Origin of the sequence: Ochrobactrum sp. Marseille-Q0166, assembly GCF_014397025.1 — a bacterium.
GTDB lineage: Bacteria > Pseudomonadota > Alphaproteobacteria > Rhizobiales > Rhizobiaceae > Brucella.
In genome coordinates this window covers 1009241-1028015 of the sequence record NZ_JACJUO010000002.1, presented here as the reverse complement: position 1 = coordinate 1028015, position 18775 = coordinate 1009241, and the positions used below count along the sequence as shown (strand labels likewise).

Genomic DNA, 18775 nt, shown 5'->3' with positions numbered 1-18775 from the left:
TCCGTATTGCATTGTAGAATGCGTTCTGCAATATGGAGCGAAATATTCATATTTTAGCAAAGTGCCCTCACTTAGCCGGAACCGCAGAATAACGATCTCAGATAAGGATCGGCCGTGAAACCCACAAAAATCATCGTCTCAGTTTTCGTTATGCTTGCAGCTCTGATGCTGCCGCTGAAAAGCGCTCAGTCTCAGGATGACACCTGGCCACGAACTGTAAAACACTATTCGGGCGAATTGACATTAAAGTCAAAGCCGTTGCGCATCGTTTCAACAGCGCCCAGCCTGACTGGTATTCTGCTTGCAATCAATGCACCGCTGATTGCCTCGGCAGCGACGACGCCGAGCATTCTGACCGATGATAAGGGCTTCTTCTCTCAATGGGCAAAAGTCGCCGATGAACGTGGCGTTGAAGTTCTTTACTCGAATCTTGATTTTGACATTGAAGCAATCATTGCACTTGAGCCAGACCTTGTTATTGCATCTGCAACGGGTGCAGACAGCGTTCTACAACATTATCCTGAACTTAAAGCGCAGGGCATTCCAACAATGGTTGTAAACTATTCCAACCAGAGCTGGCAGGAGATTGCAGCAGAGATTGGAAAGGCGACTGGCCTGGAACAGGAGGCTGATGCTGCGGGCAAGCGTTTTAACGACTATGCTTCCAAAGTGGCCTCTGAAATGAAGCCCTCTCAAGAGCCGATCACCATTGTTGGCTATAATATCGGCAACAGCTATTCAATCGGCAAGGTGGATAGTGCGCAGGGCCAGCTTCTTCAGGCTTTGGGCTTCAAAGTCGAAGGACTTCCAGCATCACTGGCGGGACAAGTTACCCGAAGCTCAGATTTCGATTTTATCTCCCATGAAAATCTCTCTGCTGCTATAACGGGCAAAAGTGTCTTCCTGCTGCGTGGCCTTGATCCCGATGTTAGTGCTTTCCTGAAAGACCCTGTTTTAGCAAATCTTGAGGCTGTGAAGAGCAAACGGGTTTATCCGCTCGGCGCGACCTCTTTCCGGATCGACTACTATTCCGGCATTCAGCTGATCGATATTGTGGCAGCCAATTTTAGTCAATGACTGACGCACACACCGCTCCCGCCACCTCCTACAGGGCATCAGCAACAAATCTGCGCAAGCGTAGGATATTGGGGCTGGGCGTGGGGCTGTTGGCGCTGTTTATCGCAATCGGTTTAAGTTTCACGCTCGGTTCCCGCACCATCCCGCTCGCGGTTAGCATAGAAGCCTTATGGAATCCCGATCTTCATAATGATCAACACCTGATCGTTCAGGAACTGCGCATCCCGCGAACGATGGTTGCAATTCTTGCAGGGCTGGCATTGGGTGTTGCCGGCGCAATTATGCAGGCAGTTACCCGCAATCCGCTCGCTGAACCGGGATTGCTTGGGATTAATTCAGGCGCGGCGGTCGCTGTCATCCTCGGAATTGTAGCATTCAATCTGACGAGCATGGCGCAATATGTCTGGTTTGCTTTTGCCGGTGCAGGGCTGGCAGGCGTTGCCGTTTTTATGCTCGGACAGGGTCATGGAACAGGAACCAATCCCGTACGCCTGGTGCTGGCTGGCGCAGGACTTTCAGTTGTGCTCGCTTCGATAACCGGCATTGTCATCATCAATGCGCCAACGGACGTGCTCGATCAGTTTCGAAACTGGTCGGCAGGATCAGTCGAAGGCCGGGGTTACGATGTAATTCGGGTGCTGGCTGTCTCGATTTTCTTTGGGTTGCTGATCGCCTTTTCACTTGCAGGAAAACTGAATTCCATCGCTCTCGGTAAGGAACTGGGCGCAGCTCTCGGCGTCAATGTCTATGCGACCTGGTTCTTGTCCTGTCTCGCAGTCATGCTGCTCGCAGGATCAGCAACAGCAGGCGCTGGACCAATTGGCTTCGTTGGATTGGTAGCACCGCATCTTGCCAGAACGATTGCTGGTCCGAATTATCGCTGGATACTACCCTATTCTGCACTGTTCGCCGCTATATTGTTGCTTGGAGCCGATATTCTCGGTCGTATCGTTGCTGCCCCTGCAGAAGTTGCGGCCGGGATCATCGCAATGCTGATTGGTGGGCCTTTCTTCATCATTATCGTGCGCCGGTTTCGATTATCAAAGCTATGAGCAATCTCCACAAATCCGTCATCAGATTAGGCAGCATTTCCATTCAATGGAGAGCGCGAACGCTCATCGTCTGTGCTTGTTTGATATGTGCATTATTCTTATTCGCAATATTGCATATCGGCACCGGTACGATGGCTTTTTCGCCTCAAGAAATCTTCAAAAGTCTGCTGGGTGATGCAGCCAATCCAACTGCCGAGCGCATTATAATGCGTGTTCGGCTGCCTCGTCTGGTGACTGCCATTTTCGTCGGTGCATCCCTTGGCATGGCTGGATCCATTTTCCAGTCCATATCCCGCAATGCACTTGGTTCGCCCGACATAATCGGATTTACAACGGGAGCCGCAACCGGAGCGATTGTTCAAATTATTCTCTTTAACGCTGGACCATTTGAAACAGCGCTGGCGGCGGTACTTTCTGGTCTTGGAACAGCAATAATTGTTTTCGTGCTGGCCCTCAAAGGACGAACAACCGGAGGCTATCGGCTTATTCTGATAGGACTTGGTGTCGGAGCGGTTCTTTCCGGTGTCAACACAGTTTTGCTGGTCGCAGGCGACCTTGATCAAGCTGCTTCCGCCCAACTTTGGCTGGCGGGATCATTGAACACCCGAACATGGGCACATGCAATTCCGGCCGTCGTCGGCTTCTTTATCACCGTACCGATCGTGGTCACCTATGCGCAACGCATCAGTTTGATTGAAATGGGCGATGATGCGGCGCGTCAACTGGGCGTATCGGTCGAAACCACACGGCTCGCGATGGTGCTTGTTGCAGTGACGCTCACTTCGGTCGCCACTGCTGCCACAGGGCCGATTGCTTTTATTGCATTAGCGGCCCCGCAGCTTGTGCGTCGGCTGACACACGCACCGGGTGTGCCATTGATTGCAAGTGCGCTGCTGGGAGCAGTTTTGCTTGTCGGAGCGGATTTATTTGCGCAACACTTTCCTTTAAACATCAAAATGCCAATTGGACTGACTACCGGTCTTTTAGGAGGAATTTACCTTCTTTGGATACTTTCAACCCGCAAATAGAAATTGTACATTTTTAATCAGTTCAGGCACTGAAAATTGTCACTACAATCGAGACAGGTCAAACCGTCTTCATTTCTCAAAAATACCCAGTAATCTTTTTTCCTAGGCAACACATTTATACTGGTCAACGCGCTTTCCAAAAATATCGGATCATACTTGGATTCGACATGTACTCTGAAGATTCCCATACGCTTAGTAGTACTTTTAGCTTCATTCAGCTCTGAACTGTATCGTTGCATAAACCAGTCAGGCAGGACTTGATCTTCGCTGTTTGGGCTAGGCTCACCACGAAGAGAACCCGTCCACTCCGGCTTATTACCGGTATAATAACTCAAATTAAGCGAAACGTTACGATCATTTAAGGGATAATAATTCTTGGAACCCACCTTAAGCAGAGCACAGATTTTTTTTCTGCTCGTACTTACTTTGTCCGAACCTCTGTCAGAATAATTTGAATTCGGTTCATATATTAGTTCGCTTGCAAGATCTCCAGTTGTTGAAGCAACCAGGTCTAATTTCCTATGAAAATCAATTAGGTTCGCCAATTCAATTAACCCAAAAAGCAGGATTACCAATACTGGAAAAATAATCGCGAATTCGACCGTGACAGAACCTGATTTTGAACGATCATATGACACTAAACTATTCATTCACCCAAGTCCTTATCTCGTACGACTCCCGGAAAGAACGCACAGGCGCAAAATGCTCATCAAACAAACCAAAAACACTATTCCAGCGGTAGGAAACAACCAGTGTTACTATCTGCCCTTGTTTTATTCTCTCAATCGAAAATTTAATATTATTAATTCTTCCTATTTTTTTATCATCTATATTATCATAACCATGTAAATCTACGCGTATTGAATTACAATCAGTAATTAAAAAATAAGAAAGTTTACTACATAGCTTCTTGTCTATTTCATAATTATTTTTAAAATCCGCTTTTCTTGTATTTATTTTTAAATCCCTCACCTCGTCATTAACAAAGCTGCTCAATAATTGCTTACCAATAATTAGCAACGAAATATTTAATATCATAAAAATTACTAAGATGAACGGAACGGAGACGAGCGCAAATTCCAAAGCTGAAGCCCCACGCTCATCTTTTATAAACTTATAAAATCTACTGAACATTGTGCATAAATCAATGAACAAGCTTAAGATTCATCGAAGCTTTCTCGAAAACACTCCTGATCTTTTCGTACATATTACCGCTGAAATCAGAAACCTCAAAAAGACCCGGGCTCGCACACTTTTTCAAATGATCTTCAACGAGACCCAATTGAGGGAGAACAATATTTTCAAATTCTTTATCTCCCTCTTTTAGCCGATCTCGGTATCGCGTATAGACGATAGCTATTCCAACCCCACCGCTTTTAATTCTCTCACACATTTCGATGTCGATTGGACCAACACAATCCCCTAGTGGTCCGTCGGAATGTTGATCTACAGAACTTCTGTAGTTCCCAGTGTTTTTTTCGTAACACCGACCTATATTATCTTTATTAAAATTTGCCATTCCGTCTGTGATAATAAAAAGAATATCCTTCCTTTTTTTGTTATTATTTAATTTATTCTTTATATCACCATTAACATATGACATTGCCCGCGCTAAATGACTAGAGTTTCGAGAACCAACATAAAAACCGGCCATATATTTATTAGCAGTTCCTACCTCAATACAACCATCCTCGTAGCTTGCTTTAGTGCAGATTTCTGAACCCGGCTTAATTTGTAACTCATAACCTACTTTCTGCACATCAAATCTAGTGTAATCTGACATGATACTGATCAATTCATTATATTCATCCGATAGTCTAAATATATTTCTTATTGGTTCATTTTTTGCTAGATACTGCGCTTCTGCGAATGAATAAGCAGAAAATCTTATTTTGTCTTTTGGAGAAACAATACCTGAAGTACTTTGATTTATTTCAACATTTTTGACAAAATTTGCAACGGCTTCTCGAAGCTCATCAATTCGAAGCTTTAGAGCGTTTCCCTATCTGAATGAATCGGATGGCTTTGCAAATCAGCTCGTTTCTGATTCAAACTATCTGCCGATGGAGGTCGGCAGATATGTCAAAGGCCCTTTCTGTTGATCTTCGTACCCGTGTTGTTGCTGCCGTGTCGGCTGGTGCATCGCATCGAGAGGCTGCAGAGCGGTTTGGCGTTGGTGTGGCGAGCGTCAGCCGTTGGCGCACCTTGCAAATTCAAAAAGGGAATGTTCGTCCCGGTCCCCTCGGAGGTGACCGCAATTCCCGCAAGACGGAAGCTTACGCTGATCTGATTATGGCTTGGCTCGGCGAGCATCGCGACGGCACCTTGTTCGAGTTGCGTGATGCTCTGTCTGCGCAAGGTGTCGTCATCAGCAAGTCGGCGTTACACCGTTTCCTTGTCCGGCACGACCAAACACGCAAAAAAAGACTGGCCATGCGGTAGAGCAAAGCCGTCCGGATCTTTTGGAAATGCGTCAGTCCTGGTTTGACAAACAGCTCGATCTCGATCCTGCACGGCTGGTTTTTATCGACGAGACATGGACCGCAACCAATATGGCCCGCACGCACGGACGCTGTCTCAAGGGCGAGCGGCTGCGAATGGGCTTCCCACACGGTCATCGCAAGACAACGACACTTGTTGCCGGATTGCGAAACACAGGAATGGTCGCACCCCTTGTCATTGACGGACCGATCAATGGTGAATGGTTCGAGGCTTATGTCGGTCAGGTTCTCGTTCCGACATTGAAGCCAGGCGATATCGTCATTCTCGACAATCTTTCCAGTCACAAACGACCGGCAGCACGTGAGATAATCGAAGCCGTGGGTGCGAGGCTGATGTTCCTGCCGCCATACAGCCCAGACTTCAATCCCATAGAAAAGGCGTTCTCCAAGTTGAAAGCCCTCCTGCGAAAAGCCGCAGAGCGAACCGTCAGCGACCTTTGGGACAGGATTGGAAAAATCGTCGAACTCATTGATCCGCAGGAAGCGCAAAACTACTTCGCATCTTGCGGATACGATCCACTATGATAGGGAAACGCTCTAAGCCTTGCTGCCTAAATATTGGTATATCCCGTGGATACCAATTATTCATTTTCTCGGCTCCAATGTGGCATGCGAAGGCACAGCCCTGTTCATCTTTTATCGGTAGTTTCTGAAGCCATGCGATATCTTCTTCTCTGGCACCAATGCCCATGGAAGGTGAATTATCGAGAAAAAAATGGATATCAAGCGCTGGATTTTCGCTTTCAACTTTATTCAGCTCACGCCTTGCTTCCGCATGGCCCTGCACTGAGAAATTCTCGTAACCAATAATACGCGCAAACGTGGCATGTATTTTTGCAGTATAGGTGATTTTGGAAAACAAAACAGAATTTTCGCTACCAACTTCAGCGTTGATATTTTCATCTATCACACTTAACGCGTGGTCAGCTTGAACATTCTGAATAAAGAAAGACGCGACGTCTTTTCTACCCAACTCAGCAAAAGATACTTCGTCCACACCTCCCCCACTAAACCGGCGATACGCTTTAGAAGACTGTGAAATGGAAGCCAGAACAGCAGCGTCCGCTGCATGCTGCAACTGAGATTTGTAGTGAGCGATGCGCGCTACTTCTACCGCCGCTCCCGCTGCAATGCACAGCGTGGTAAGAACCAACGCCGAGATTATCGCTATTCCTCCACTCTCATCACTAAAATAATTTAAATATTTTTTTCGGCTTGAAGTTCGATAATTCATTTTATACTTTTTTCGACAATGATTTTATATAGTTAATATTATCAGCAGTCTGACTTTCAGGTAAGTCTTTTAAGTATATGCTTTTGGCTTCTTCATAGCGCCCTTGCAGCCCGACAGCGAGCGCCAGATTTTGACGAGTAATTGGCGTCGCATCTCTATTTTCGGCTGCTTTTCTTAGATTTTCTTCAGCCGCCTTCAGATCGCCGGACAACAGGTAGGAAATGCCGAGATTCGATTGAATGGAGCCATCGGAGGGGTTAATATCATGGGCCTTCCGATAAAGGGAACGTGCTTTTTCGTACTGCCCCAATCTGTCCCAGACAGACGCCTCGGTGGACAACAGTCGCCAATCAGGCTGCTCTGGCGTTTGGGCTCGCGTAATAGCCTGCAAAGCCATTTGATACTGGCCATTTTCTGCCAGTGTTTTACCATATGCAGCCAGCACTTCTCTGTCGTTAGGGTAAGCTATCACCAGCTTTCTGACAACAGCCAGCGATTGCTCATAGTTGCCACGTTTATCAAGCACCTGCGTATAAGCTAACGCTGTTTTTTTATCGCTTGGATGCTTTTTGTATGCAGCGCCCAAATCACTTGCTGCATCCGGAATAGCAGCACTACCACTACTCAGTCCGGCATCGGTCGGCGTGTGCGTTGTGCAGGCACAAAGGAGCAATAATGTTGAGGATATAAAAAATCTATTTAAATAAAAATTAAATTGTGTGACACTTTTCATTTATGTTTCTTTACTTATTAATAAAAATACAGCTCCTAATTACATAGGATTAAACCATAACTATCACGTCAGGCAGAACAATAAGCCCCGCAATACCCAGCGCCACACCATAAGGAACACCAGCTTCTTTTCTGACCACCCAGTCTGGAACCCACGCTGGTAATGGTAGATATTGCGCCAGATTGCGGCTCGCTAATGCAGCAAGCGAGAGTATTCCGCCCAACACACTAGCTATGACCAGATACTCCAACAAATGCGCGCCCCACCCCAGCCATAACGCAACAGCAGCGATCAACTTGCCGTCACCGCCGCCAATTATTCCCTTCGCAAAAAGCAAAAATGCTACGAGGAAAAGGGCCAGCCCAACTAAGACACTACAGATTATATCAAAGGTTTGCTGCCGTGATAAAAACACCCATACAAAGTACAAAAATAAAATCGATATGGGTATCCAATTAGGTATATGCATTGTGCGAGCATCCCAAATGATCGCAAATACCATCAATAGAGATATAATATATAACATCTAATTTAAACCGAAATGGAAGCCGTTAATATTTAACGACTTCCACGACTTTCTTATATCACATTATGGTTTATTAGAACCTTGAACTGCTTTGCCCAAGACATCCGAAATTCGTTTAAAAGTTGCGCTTAGATTATCTCCAAGTGTAGTCGCAGCAACAATAATGGCAACAGAGATCAATGCTGCAATCAACCCGTATTCAATTGCAGTAGCGCCGGATTCATTTTTAAGAAATTCGTTAAATAAACGCATTTTTAGTCCTTATAAAAACTATTACTAATAATACCCATATTAATTAGGTATAAGGCAACTTTGATTCTGCCTTATGCCGCTTTAATACACATTTATATTTATTTGTTAATGACTAATTTCGATTTTTATGTAAAAGACACATGGATTTTGATATCGATTCGCATTTTAGAACACCTAATGAATGTTTAATAAAAATTGAATTAAAGAGCCTTTTATGACATTGCATATTGAGAATATTGAGGTGACGCGGTGAGATTACAGCGCGGAACTCTCCTAGCTTTTGCTGGCATTGCGGCCGGTGTAACCGGCTTTCTTGCCTACGCGCAAAAAGATGATGCTATTGTAGCTACCGAGCAGAAAGCAGAGACCCAAAAAGATGTGGACGTTCTCGTTACCGTCAAAAGCATCAATGCGGGTGAAAAACTCGACGGCGCAATTACTTGGGAAACCAGACCCGTTACGAGCGTTGGTTCAAACGCAATCTTGAGAAACGATGAGCCTGCGGCAATTGCTGATATTTCAAGACTTTCCGCAAAACGCCAACTCTCAAAGGGTGCTGAACTAAGACACGAGGATCATATCGGCGCCGAACAACGTGCGTTGTCTTTGCAAATTCAGCCTGACAAGCGAGCGATGGCCGTTAAAGTGGAGGTCGACACCTCCGCAGGCGGCTTTATTCTTCCTAACGATCGGGTGGACGTTATTATTGGGCGCCTGCGCGCCGAACCTAACAATAAGAACATTGCGAATTATAACGGGCTCCCGCGTGTAGTCACCGAAACTATCCTCCATGACATACGCGTATTGGCGGTTGATCAGACTGCAAGCAGTAATCCTGAAGAAGAACCTGCCATAATTGGTAAAACAGCAACGCTAGAGCTCACAGAAAAGCAAGCCGAAATTATGGTAGCGGCCCAACAGGTGGCGCAGACGATCGCCCTCTCATTGCGCTCTTCCATAGACAAGGACACTAAGACCGGCAGTCCATCATCCGATGCTAATTATCTTGTCTACTCGCCCGGCCCTACAGGTGGCGTTCGATTAATTACCAGTTCGAAAATTGTGGAAGTAGGCATTCGTAGATGAACGATATATTTTATATGAAAACGCGAAATTTTTTAATACGGTCGACGCTGATATTTCTAAGTTCAGCCAGTTTTGTGAACCCTACACTGTATTCCAGCTATGCAGCGGCTGATGAAGTATCAGTAAGCAACTCTCATTCAAAGTTCGAGCTAGGTCTCAATCAGTCATCAATCATACACCTCGACCGCGATGTCAGCGACATAATCATCGCCAATCCAAACGTTGCTAATGCTGTGGTCCGCTCCGCACGCAACATCTACCTTTTTGGGAAAAATGTGGGACAAACGAATATTATTGCAATCGATAGCGATGGCAAAACGATATCCGATATTTACGTTTCCGTAGAGCGCGATCTTGCGCAGCTCCGCCAAACATTGCGGCAATACTTACCCTCGAGTAGAATAAAAGTCGCACTTATGAACGATAACATCGTCCTTTCCGGAGAAGTCGATAAAGCTAGCGATATTGAGCAAGCCATATCTCTGGCGAGCGCATTTATTTCCGGAGGCGAAGCGAGTGTCAATCAAAGCAGCTTATCCGATGACGACAATGTAGGTTCAGCTATTCGTACAGGAGACGCGGCAACCCGTAACAGTAAAATTGTCAACCTCATTAAATTAATAGGCGGACAACAGGTAACTTTGAAGGTTACCATTGCTGAGGTTAGTCGCGAGATTAAGAAAGAACTTGGAATAGACCTCCTAAGTAGTAAGGCGGGTTTCAGCTTTAATACACTACCCGGTATGATTTCGAGTGCTTCGCCATATGTTAAAGTAGGTACTACTCTCCAAGCTTATCTGAACGCAATGGAACAAGCGGGAGCAATGAAAATTGTTGCCGAACCAACATTGACGGCGATCTCGGGCGAAACGGCCCGGTTCAATGTAGGCGGTGAATACAACGTGATTAACAGCCTAAGTGAAAGCGGACGCAGTTCATCAAGTCTATCTCTTATAAAATATGGTATTGGTTTGGAGTTTCTACCCGTTGTACTTTCCCCAGGTAGGATAAGTCTAAAAGTTATCACAGAGATCTCAGAACCTAATCCGAGCCAAACATCTTCAATTAGTGGCACGCAGATGATTCAGCTGAATAGACGCAACGCCTCTTCAACTATCGAGCTGCCGTCCGGCGCCGCAATGATGATTGCAGGCCTTACTATGAACCAAGCATCTCACGGTCGCAATGCGGTACCAGAAATATCAAAACTTCCTGTATTGGGTGCGATGTTTCGCAAAGACACCAGACATCGTTCGGACAAAGAGCTTGTTATAATAGTTACTCCATTTTTATCGCAGCCAACAAAAGAAGAATATCTATCGCGCCCAACAGATAACTTGCAATTTGAAAATGATAATTCTGCGACGTTTCTCGGAAGAATAAATAAGATATACGGAAACAGCCGTGGTGATACGGCGAACAAACCGTACCACGGTACAGTCGGATACATAAATAAATAAATAGATAAGCATCATAAATATAATGAAAAATTTATTTTACCTATTGTTTTTGATAAATTTAGCATCTTGCTCACAAGAAACAATTAAATCAATTGAAAGTGATGACAGTCATTTTTCCTTTATTCATCAGGAATCACCAAGTAATTTCTATATACCAGTAAACTCAAGCAATTCCACACTCAGCAATGAGCAAAAAAGAATAATAGACCAAACTATTTTAGAGTTTAACAATCGTCGTAGATCCAAAATCAGTGTATATGTCCCAGATCCAAGTACATCTGAAGCGGATTTTTCACGCCTTGCGGAAATGTTAAAAACATACCTCCATCATAGCGGTATTAAAAAGAACGAAATTAATTTCGTTCAAATACAAAATACAGGAAATAAATTAAATAAAATAACTGTATCAGTCCATGGTCTGACGGGCATACAACGTAAGAATTGCGGTAATTGGCCCCAAGACATTTTGAACATGGAAGAAATGCAACCTTACGCAAATTTTGGTTGCTCAGTGACCAATAATCTGGCCGCACAAATGGACAACGTTGACGATCAGTTTAAACCTCGAAAAATTTCTCCACCCGATGGCGAACGCGTTAATATGACACTTGAGAAACATCGCATTGGAAAAATGGAGTTGGGCTCAGAACTAAAAAGATAAGTTAGATAAATGAATATAAATAATGATTCTACTAATTTAAAAGACGATCAATTTATTCTTCCGTCTATTTCTATCGGGGCTTTTTTATTATCTGACGAATTAGATGTAAATTTGACGGAGCTATGCACGGATGAAGGGGCCAGGCGAGCAAAAGTACACCGCTTTTGGGGTGGAAGCCAAGCGGCATTAAAGCAGCTGAATATCGAAAGCTATGATCTTATTTTGGTGGAATTCGATGAAGAACCAAAGAATATCGGACGCATAGTCGAAGAAATTGCCTCAATGTGCCCGGCTGATACCAAAGCAATTATTGCTGGGCAAGTAAACGATATCACTCTATATAGGGGTTTAATTGAACTCGGTGTTTCTGAATATATCCCTGCACCATTTTCTAAAGATAAAATTTTAAAATCTCTTAATAAGATATATAGTAATTATTCCTATGACCAATGTCGGACAACCGTTTTTATTGGATCAAAAGGTGGCGTAGGTACATCTGTATTAGCAAATAATGCTTCTTATTACACATCTAAATCTCTTAAAAATAATACAGTTCTACTAGATCTAGATTTTAATTTTGGTTCTTCTAGTTTATACTTTAATCTTCCCAATAAGAATCAGTTCCAAGATGTAATTTGCGGCATAAATAGTATTGATAGCGTTCTCATGAAAAGGATAGTTTTCGATATATCCGATAGGCTATCCGTTTTTTCCTATAGAAGCCCCATAGATAAAACTCAAAATATAAATAAAGATATAATTAATAGTATATTTGAAAACTGTAAGAAAATAAGTAATCATGTTATTATTGATTTAGGAAATGATCTATCGGATAAATATAATGATGTTATAATTTCAGCGAATGAAATCGTAATCGTTACAGAACCAAACATAATAAATTTACGAAATACGGCATTTATAATAGATTTTATACGAAACATAAGCGTTAAAATTCCTAATATTAATATTATTATTAATAATGTTAATAGGAATAAAAATTATGAACTATCTGAATCCGAGTTTATAAAAATAACAGGTATAAGTAATTGTTTTAAACTTTCACACTATCCAATTGAATTCTCTCGTGCTGAAGATAGAGAAACTGTAATACTATCAAAACAAGCCAATACTAAATCGTCTATCGATTTGCGTCTTATTTTAGATAAAATTTTTGACACAGATTCGAAACAGAATATTAAATTTCGATCAAGCATATTTGATATTTTCAAGAAAGCATGACTTGTGTTTGGAAAAAAAATATCCGTTACCAAAATCAGTGAGCCTACTGAATTAAATTATACTAATACAATTATTCCTGTAGATGTAAATAATAGTATCTACCATATTAAAGATAAAATCATCGAGATAATATATGAAGTAATTGATTTATCTGATCTTACCTCTATTAGAGCGTTTCCCTATCATAGTGGATCGTATCCGCAAGATGCGAAGTAGTTTTGCGCTTCCTGCGGATCAATGAGTTCGACGATTTTTCCAATCCTGTCCCAAAGGTCGCTGACGGTTCGCTCTGCGGCTTTTCGCAGGAGGGCTTTCAACTTGGAGAACGCCTTTTCTATGGGATTGAAGTCTGGGCTGTATGGCGGCAGGAACATCAGCCTCGCACCCACGGCTTCGATTATCTCACGTGCTGCCGGTCGTTTGTGACTGGAAAGATTGTCGAGAATGACGATATCGCCTGGCTTCAATGTCGGAACGAGAACCTGACCGACATAAGCCTCGAACCATTCACCATTGATCGGTCCGTCAATGACAAGGGGTGCGACCATTCCTGTGTTTCGCAATCCGGCAACAAGTGTCGTTGTCTTGCGATGACCGTGTGGGAAGCCCATTCGCAGCCGCTCGCCCTTGAGACAGCGTCCGTGCGTGCGGGCCATATTGGTTGCGGTCCATGTCTCGTCGATAAAAACCAGCCGTGCAGGATCGAGATCGAGCTGTTTGTCAAACCAGGACTGACGCATTTCCAAAAGATCCGGACGGCTTTGCTCTACCGCATGGCCAGTCTTTTTTTGCGTGTTTGGTCGTGCCGGACAAGGAAACGGTGTAACGCCGACTTGCTGATGACGACACCTTGCGCAGACAGAGCATCACGCAACTCGAACAAGGTGCCGTCGCGATGCTCGCCGAGCCAAGCCATAATCAGATCAGCGTAAGCTTCCGTCTTGCGGGAATTGCGGTCACCTCCGAGGGGACCGGGACGAACATTCCCTTTTTGAATTTGCAAGGTGCGCCAACGGCTGACGCTCGCCACACCAACGCCAAACCGCTCTGCAGCCTCTCGATGCGATGCACCAGCCGACACGGCAGCAACAACACGGGTACGAAGATCAACAGAAAGGGCCTTTGACATATCTGCCGACCTCCATCGGCAGATAGTTTGAATCAGAAACGAGCTGATTTGCAAAGCCATCCGATTCATTCAGATAGGGAAACGCTCTAATAACGAAGAGGGAAGAATTGAATTAAGATCTTCAATAAAGGATATAATAGAGCGAGAACGTTTTGCATTATCGAGCGCTGAACAAATAAAAATTATAAATGATATATGTGATGACATCCTAGGGTTTGGGCCTTTGGAAGAATTACTTCAACGCGATGACGTTTCGGATATCATGGTAAATGGTTCACAGAGTGTATTTATTGAAGTGGGAGGCCAAGTTCAGAGAACAAATGTCAAATTCCGCCACGAAGATGAACTGCATAATATCTGCCAGAAAATTGTCTCCAATGTCGGGCGCAGAGTTGATGATTCATCTCCCATTTGCGATGCCCGCCTAGCCGATGGCTCGCGTGTAAATGTTATCGTTCCACCGCTTGCGATAGACGGAACAATATTAACTATCCGAAAGTTTCGCAAGGACAGTATAACCCTCGATAAGCTTCAAAGTTACGGTACTATTTCGCCGAATGGCGCTAATCTCCTTAAGCTGATCAGTGCAGCGCGCTGCAATATAATTGTTTCGGGTGGAACCGGTTCTGGAAAAACAACGCTACTCAATTGCCTCGCCAGCTATATCTCCCCTTCGGAGCGAATTATAACATGTGAAGATGCAGCTGAACTTCAATTACAACAACCGCACGTAGTACGTTTGGAAAGCCGCCCTATGAATTCAGAGGCCAAGGGCGAGGTTAGTATGCGCGACTTGGTTAGGAATAGTCTTCGCATGCGACCGGATAGGATTGTAGTCGGGGAAGTTCGCGGTCCGGAAGTTATGGATTTGCTGCAAGCTATGAATACAGGCCACGCTGGCTCAATGGGAACGATACACTCAAATAGCCCAAGAGAATGTCTTAGTCGAATAGAGACCCTCATTGCAATTGGAGGTTATCAGTTACCCCAAAAAACTATAAGGGATATAATTGTCAGCGCCGTTGACATCGTCATTCAAGTATCTCGACTTCAAGATGGCAGCCGAAAAATTACTCACATAAGCGAGGTTGTAGGAATGGAAGGGGAGACAATAGTAACGCAGAACTTGTTAGAATTTTACGTAGAAAGCGTAACAAAAGATGGATTAATTTGCGGAAAGCACAAGGGAACGGGAATATCACGCCCGGCATTTTTTCATAAAGCAGCAGCTTTAGGTCTTGATGACGAAGTTCGAAACGTATTGAACCAATTAAATTCTGATTAATATTATGGTTATTTTATTATTTGTATTAATATCATTATTATTAATATTGGTATATTATATATATCAGAATTATACATATAATTATAAATTAATTCGCCATGTCAATAAATTAAAAAAGACAAAATCAAAAAGCTTTAATTTAAAATATAAAATTTATAACAATAATTATGCAAAAAAACTTAATAAATATTACATCAAATCTGGTTTAGACATAGATAGAAACTACTTTTTTTCTAAAGTTACTTTGATAGTAACAATTAAAACACTAGCAATCTATATGATAACGTCAAGCTATTTTATAGCTGCGTGCACGCTTCTGATAGCAATATTTTTAACGCCATTATTGTTAATAAAGAGATGTATTAGACTTAGAAAAGAAAAATTTATTTCAGATTTTCCGCATGCAATCGATAGCATTATACGTGCCGTGCAAACAGGTTTACCGCTTGCTGATGGGTTCGCTCTCCTTGCACGAGACGGTAAAGGCCCTATAAAAATCGAATTTAAACGTATCGTTGAAGCAAGGCAATATGGCCTCACTTTGCATGAAGCGATCAGCGGCCTAGTTGAGCGAATGGACTGCCCGGAGACGCGTTTTTTTTCTGCTGTTATACAGATTCAGTCCCAATCAGGTGGAAATATATCTGAATCTCTTTCGAATTTGAGCAACCTTACTCGGAGTAGAAAAAAAATTATCGAAAAAATAAAGTCAATGTCAGCAGAAGCAAAGGCATCTGCTTACATTATAGGATCTCTACCGTTATTTATAGTTGGTGCTACATATTTCACATCACCAGAATATATAAAACTACTTTTTACCACTGATAGCGGGATATTAACTATCATCGCAAGCGCAATATGGATGCTTATTGGATGCGCCATCATGAAAAAAATGATTAATTTCGAAATTTGAATTATTATAGATATGTATTTTTCTCTTTTTGTTTCAATAACAATGTTATCTATATTTATACTTTACCCCTACCTTAATATAGATAAAAAGTTAAACGAATTAAACCCAAGGCGAACACGCAAAAAAAACAATATAAATTATGAATTATTATACCCGAAAAATGTCAACATTATTAATAAATTTATTGCGGGAGACGCGGTAAAAATATCAACAAAATTAAAATCTGCGGGATTATATGATCTTAATTTGATTAATAGATTTATTAAATATAAATTTATATTATTTTTTATTACTATATTATCAATATTAACTTTTGCATTTATAATTGATAAGAGAGACTTATTATATTTTACATTAAAAATTATCGCAATAAGCTCTTTTTTATTATTAGTTTACTTATCTCCTGATTTATATTTAAAAAATAAATCAATAAAGAGAAAAGCAAACATTAAAAAATATTGGTCAGACGCTTTGGATCTTATGCTTGTTTGTGTCGAGTCCGGCAGCACCATCGAATATTCCTTGATAAAGGTAATTAGTAATATTAAATATGTTTGTGAAGAAATTTCAAGCGAACTAGAATACACGGTCAAAGAATTGAATCTCCTCAACGACAGAAGGGAAGCATTTCTGAACCTTGCAAAGAGAACTGGTGTTGATAGTATTGAGACATTCGTACAATGTGTTGTACAAGCAGAACGCTATGGCACACCAATTAGTCAAGCACTTAGAGTCCTCGCGCAAGAACATAGAGAACAACGTATGCAACTGGCAGAGAGAAAAGCGGCTGCATTACCTCCAAAACTCACAGTACCTATGATACTTTTTTTTCTTCCGGTCATATTTGCCGTGATACTAACGCCTGCTATTATTCAAGTCAGTGCACAGGGCGGAATTATGGGAGGAAATTAGATATTATTCGCATAAAACTTACTTGAGCATGAATTGATTGATTTCAGCAAGTCTATTGTGTAATTGGATTTCTAAAACACGATAGGAAGTCTTTGACTGAAATCTATCATCCCCAGTATGATCTTCGAAATTCACGTATAGTCGTAGAAGCGACTTAACTGGCGCCGACGGTCAACAATAGAACATTATGACGGGTAGCGAGCACGTGAGTTGTGGTAAAGAAGCTGATTGACCAGTTGTTTGAAGGACGACTGCAGCTACAGACTTCATTGTGCTTGAAACACTCGGCTTTCTGACGCGCCTTGTGATCCGATCTGCTAGTGGCGGGAACCTCGACTGCGTAAAAATCTTATTGAGAACCATAGTCTATATGGTTGGTACTGCGGGGTATCTTTTGACCGTGAATACGCAAAGCCAAAGGTCGCACACAGCCTGAAAAAGCGTTTGGAAGTTTACATGGGAAAGCACTAAACGATTTTATTGTAATATGAAATTCTAACTCATACGACGCAAACGGGTTGTTGTGTTGATTTCTACATCGCTTAAAAAATTCCGCTAGCGAGAAAAATGTTTACCCGAACAAAGATTCTTAGCTTTAGGCCCTGTTGACCAAGCGGATTCCCAAATCAGCAGAAGCGTGATTCAAGACTGCTTTTGAGGAGGCAGTTTTGGCTCGCGGCGACCTGACAGATATGGAATGGCGGATCATCGTGAGGTTGTTGCCCACCGAACGCGGCAGGAAGTCCCGACCGTCGCACAATAATCGGCAATATCTGAACGGTATGTTGCATGTCCTTCGGGTCGGATGCCCCTGGCGCGACATGCATAAGCGATACCGAAAGTGGAATTCGGTCTATGTGCGCTTCCGCCGTTGGGCCGAACAAGACGTTTGGGACGCCCTGCTTGAGCCCCTCGTTAAACTGGGGCTGACGGATGACTGGCAGCACATGATCGACAGCACCACTGTTCGCGGCCATTCGCAGGCGGCGGGCGCAAAAGGGGGACTTATCAGGAGGCTTTTGGTCGATCACGCGGCAGCCTTACGACGAAAATCCACGCCCGAGCAGATGGTCAGGGCCGCCCTCTTGGCTTCGTCCTGACAGGCGGCGAAGCTTCGGACTACCACGCCGTTCCTGACTTGCTGGCGATACCGGTCGGCAAGCCGAGGCTGTTCCTCGCCGACAAAGGCTACGACGGTGACTTCCTCCGTGACGAGCTCCTGATCCACGGTATCAGGCCGGTCATTCCGCCAAAAGCTAACCGAAAGAACCCGCCTGCGTGCGACTTTCGGGCTTACAAGGATCGAAACCGCATCGAGCGGATCTTCAACTGTCGCAAGCAGTTCCGGCGCGTCGCGACCCGATACGACAAGACACGAAAATCCTTCTCGGCATTCCTCGCCCTGGCAGCCGAAAAGATATGGCTGCCATACTTTGTCAACAGGACCTAGGTCACCTCAGGTATTATGAGCATAGAGGATAGTCTCCGGCGCCCACATTTCTTTATTCATGATAACTATGCCGACTACTACTGATACCAATACCGTACAACAAGGTGAAGAACGTCTTTGAAAAACCGCGTAAACTGTGGGGTTAATTCCGTAGGATAATACCTGAATGAATTAACCCTAAAAATCGGAATATAACTCATACAGTAGCAGCCGGTAGCCCATGCATATGCTTATAAA

19 protein-coding genes and 2 pseudogenes are annotated in these 18775 nt (G+C 43.4%); 13 read left to right on the top strand and 8 right to left on the bottom strand.

Annotation, left to right across the window (positions count from 1 at the left end):
* Positions 1–114: 114 nt before the first annotated feature.
* Genes fepB through H5024_RS16065 form a run of 3 tightly spaced genes read left to right on the top strand, consistent with a single transcriptional unit; the run spans position 115 to position 3157 of the window.
* Complete coding sequence (gene fepB, locus H5024_RS16075; protein WP_273726866.1) at positions 115–1077, top strand: Fe2+-enterobactin ABC transporter substrate-binding protein; 963 nt, start codon at positions 115–117, stop codon at positions 1075–1077.
* Positions 1074–2129: an iron ABC transporter permease gene (locus H5024_RS16070; protein WP_187548127.1), complete on the top strand. Its 1056-nt coding sequence runs from the start codon at positions 1074–1076 to the stop codon at positions 2127–2129. Before fepB ends, H5024_RS16070 begins: the two co-directional genes overlap by 4 nt.
* Positions 2126–3157, top strand: a complete 1032-nt coding sequence (locus tag H5024_RS16065; RefSeq protein WP_187548126.1) for an iron chelate uptake ABC transporter family permease subunit — start codon at positions 2126–2128, stop codon at positions 3155–3157. The genes H5024_RS16070 and H5024_RS16065 overlap by 4 nt, the downstream gene beginning before the upstream one ends.
* Before the next feature lie 17 nt (positions 3158–3174).
* Here H5024_RS16065 and H5024_RS16060 read toward each other — a convergent pair whose 3' ends face one another.
* From H5024_RS16060 to H5024_RS16050, 3 genes are read right to left on the bottom strand one after another with little or no spacing between them, the layout of a single operon-like run.
* Positions 3175–3807: a TadE family protein gene (locus tag H5024_RS16060; protein ID WP_187548125.1), complete on the bottom strand. Its 633-nt coding sequence runs from the start codon at positions 3805–3807 to the stop codon at positions 3175–3177.
* Positions 3800–4291, bottom strand: coding sequence for a TadE/TadG family type IV pilus assembly protein (locus H5024_RS16055; protein WP_187548124.1), 492 nt, complete (start codon positions 4289–4291; stop codon positions 3800–3802). Before H5024_RS16055 ends, H5024_RS16060 begins: the two co-directional genes overlap by 8 nt.
* A 10-nt stretch (positions 4292–4301) precedes the next feature.
* The gene (locus H5024_RS16050; protein ID WP_187548123.1) at positions 4302–4940 is read right to left on the bottom strand and encodes a hypothetical protein; all 639 of its coding nucleotides are present in this window, start codon (positions 4938–4940) and stop codon (positions 4302–4304) included.
* A gap of 296 nt (positions 4941–5236) precedes the next feature.
* Here H5024_RS16050 and H5024_RS16045 point away from each other — a divergent pair.
* A protein-coding gene (locus H5024_RS16045) for an IS630 family transposase (protein WP_187548114.1) occupies positions 5237–6183 on the top strand; the annotation gives its coding sequence in 2 pieces (ribosomal slippage) (positions 5237–5576 and positions 5576–6183; 948 coding nt in all).
* Here the strand turns inward: H5024_RS16045 and H5024_RS16040 are convergent.
* The 4 genes from H5024_RS16040 to H5024_RS16025 form a co-directional block, all read right to left on the bottom strand.
* Positions 6125–6892, bottom strand: a complete 768-nt coding sequence (locus H5024_RS16040) for a pilus assembly protein TadG-related protein (RefSeq protein ID WP_187548122.1) — start codon at positions 6890–6892, stop codon at positions 6125–6127. The genes H5024_RS16045 and H5024_RS16040 overlap by 59 nt on opposite strands.
* A 1-nt stretch (position 6893) precedes the next feature.
* On the bottom strand, positions 6894–7625 hold the full coding sequence (locus H5024_RS16035; protein ID WP_187548121.1) for a tetratricopeptide repeat protein: 732 nt from the start codon (positions 7623–7625) through the stop codon (positions 6894–6896).
* A 49-nt stretch (positions 7626–7674) separates the two neighbouring features.
* Positions 7675–8151, bottom strand: coding sequence for a prepilin peptidase (locus tag H5024_RS16030; protein ID WP_187548120.1), 477 nt, complete (start codon positions 8149–8151; stop codon positions 7675–7677).
* A gap of 63 nt (positions 8152–8214) precedes the next feature.
* Complete coding sequence (locus H5024_RS16025) at positions 8215–8403, bottom strand: Flp family type IVb pilin (protein WP_187548119.1); 189 nt, start codon at positions 8401–8403, stop codon at positions 8215–8217.
* A gap of 249 nt (positions 8404–8652) precedes the next feature.
* Between H5024_RS16025 and cpaB the strand changes: the two genes are divergently transcribed.
* From cpaB to H5024_RS16005, 4 genes are read left to right on the top strand one after another with little or no spacing between them, the layout of a single operon-like run.
* A complete protein-coding gene (gene cpaB / locus H5024_RS16020) occupies positions 8653–9489 on the top strand; it encodes a Flp pilus assembly protein CpaB (RefSeq protein WP_187548118.1) in 837 nt (278 codons plus the stop codon).
* The gene (locus H5024_RS16015; RefSeq protein ID WP_187548117.1) at positions 9486–10949 is read left to right on the top strand and encodes a type II and III secretion system protein family protein; all 1464 of its coding nucleotides are present in this window, start codon (positions 9486–9488) and stop codon (positions 10947–10949) included. Before cpaB ends, H5024_RS16015 begins: the two co-directional genes overlap by 4 nt.
* Before the next feature lie 22 nt (positions 10950–10971).
* A complete protein-coding gene (locus H5024_RS16010; RefSeq protein ID WP_187548116.1) occupies positions 10972–11610 on the top strand; it encodes a CpaD family pilus assembly lipoprotein in 639 nt (212 codons plus the stop codon).
* 9 nt (positions 11611–11619) lie between these two features.
* On the top strand, positions 11620–12849 hold the full coding sequence (locus H5024_RS16005; RefSeq protein ID WP_187548115.1) for a hypothetical protein: 1230 nt from the start codon (positions 11620–11622) through the stop codon (positions 12847–12849).
* Between the two features lie 182 nt (positions 12850–13031).
* Here the strand turns inward: H5024_RS16005 and H5024_RS16000 are convergent.
* A protein-coding gene (locus H5024_RS16000; protein ID WP_187548114.1) for an IS630 family transposase occupies positions 13032–13978 on the bottom strand; the annotation gives its coding sequence in 2 pieces (ribosomal slippage) (positions 13032–13639 and positions 13639–13978; 948 coding nt in all).
* 103 nt (positions 13979–14081) lie between these two features.
* On the opposite strand from H5024_RS16000, the pseudogene H5024_RS15995 reads away from it, so the two are divergent.
* The 5 genes and pseudogenes from H5024_RS15995 to H5024_RS15980 all read left to right on the top strand — a co-directional run.
* Positions 14082–15203 (top strand): annotated as a pseudogene (locus H5024_RS15995) (CpaF family protein); the annotation flags it as partial.
* Positions 15204–15267: 64 nt separating this feature from the next.
* Positions 15268–16176 (top strand): type II secretion system F family protein, encoded by a 909-nt coding sequence (locus H5024_RS15990; protein WP_187548113.1) that lies wholly within the window; start codon positions 15268–15270, stop codon positions 16174–16176.
* Between the two features lie 12 nt (positions 16177–16188).
* Entirely contained in the window at positions 16189–17088 is a 900-nt protein-coding gene (locus tag H5024_RS15985) for a type II secretion system F family protein (protein ID WP_187548112.1), read from the top strand.
* A 692-nt stretch (positions 17089–17780) separates the two neighbouring features.
* Positions 17781–17930, top strand: a pseudogene (locus tag H5024_RS21310) (transposase); the annotation flags it as partial.
* 95 nt (positions 17931–18025) lie between these two features.
* A complete protein-coding gene (locus H5024_RS15980; RefSeq protein WP_247875367.1) occupies positions 18026–18538 on the top strand; it encodes an IS5 family transposase in 513 nt (170 codons plus the stop codon).
* Positions 18539–18775 lie beyond the last annotated feature (237 nt).